Genomic DNA, 1,394 nt, shown 5'->3' on the forward strand with positions numbered 1-1,394 from the left:
ACAAACTGTACATATTACTATGAACACTCATTGTTACATTGATTTAAATTTTTGACTGCCAACCCGAAGGTTAAGCAGTTTCGATTAACTCAACACCTGTGAGTGTCCACACAGATTTCTTGTTTTATCTTGTTAAAGAGCAACTCAATATTCGTAAGAGAACTTGAGTACCACACTGAGCGTCGAACGCTTCCAGTTGGCTAGGGCTGCGTATTCTACGCATTTCCCGTTTCGCGTCAAGGAGTTTTTTACAACTTCTTGCTGCGCTTGAATTAAGTGCTTAAAAGCGACTCAATTCAACTTAACTCGTCAGCTGGCTTTCGCTGTCTGCCGTGTCAGTGGATGCGCATTATAGGGAGATTGAGAAAGTCCGCAACCCCTATTTTTAAGATAATTGTCATTTCCTCACTGTTCGTTGGATATTTGACCTGACCCGCTAGTTTTTAACCTTTATAATGCTAAAAACCACTCAATTAGGGACTTTTCTATGTCAGGGCCACTCAGAACTTACCAAGGTATTCATCCTCAATTAGGCAATAACGTATATGTAGATGAAGCTTCGGTGCTTGTTGGCGATATTGCGTTAGATACTGATGCCAGTATTTGGCCTATGGTGGCGGCGCGTGGTGATGTTAACCATATTCGTATTGGTAAACGCTCGAACGTACAAGACGGTAGCATATTGCATGTAACGCGTAAGTCAGCTGCTCGTCCCGATGGTCATCCACTGATTATTGGTGATGATGTGACTATTGGTCACAAGGCTATGCTTCACGGTTGCAAAGTCGGTAACCGAGTATTAGTGGGCATGGGCGCGATTATTCTCGACGGTGCGATTTTAGAAGATGATGTGATCTTAGGTGCAGGTTCTTTAGTGCCACCGGGCAAGGTATTACAGAGTGGCTATTTATATGTAGGCAGCCCAGTTAAGCAGGCTCGCCCATTAACGCCTGCCGAAATTGCCTTTTTGCCAGAATCTGCCGACAACTATGTCAGACTGAAAAACGAATACTTAGTTGAGTTACAGAACATCTAATCACTTATAGCTAATCTCTTATAGTTAGTCGCTTAGTGTCACTATAGCTATATAAGAAAGGAGGTAGAGACTCATTGAGTCTCTACCTCCTTTTGCTATTCGCTGATTCAGTGTAGTGGCACACTAATTTTGGCCACCTAAATAGAGGTGATATTATTACCTCGTAGATGACTTTAGGTGAACACATGAGATCGACAACCAGAAAAACATTTAGTGCTGAATTCAAACTTGAAGCAGCCCAATTAGTCCTCGATAAAAACCATAGCATCATCGAAGCTGCAAAGGCGATGAACGTTGGTAAGTCCACTATGGATAAATGGGTGAGACAGTTAAAACTAGAACGCCAGGGTGGCACACC

At 42.7% G+C, this 1,394-nt stretch carries 2 protein-coding genes; both read left to right on the forward strand.

The features are described 5' to 3' along the window. Nucleotides 1-487: 487 nt before the first annotated feature. On the forward strand, nt 488-1,036 hold the full coding sequence (locus L5M10_RS23805; RefSeq protein WP_168827558.1) for a gamma carbonic anhydrase family protein: 549 nt from the start codon (nt 488-490) through the stop codon (nt 1,034-1,036). Between the two features lie 185 nt (nt 1,037-1,221). After that, on the forward strand, nt 1,222-1,394 hold a 173-nt coding region (locus tag L5M10_RS23810), incomplete at its 3' end, for a transposase (protein ID WP_263148818.1).

Origin of the sequence: Shewanella sp. SM32, from assembly GCF_025654235.1 — a bacterium.
Taxonomy (GTDB): Bacteria; Pseudomonadota; Gammaproteobacteria; order Enterobacterales; family Shewanellaceae; genus Shewanella; species Shewanella oncorhynchi.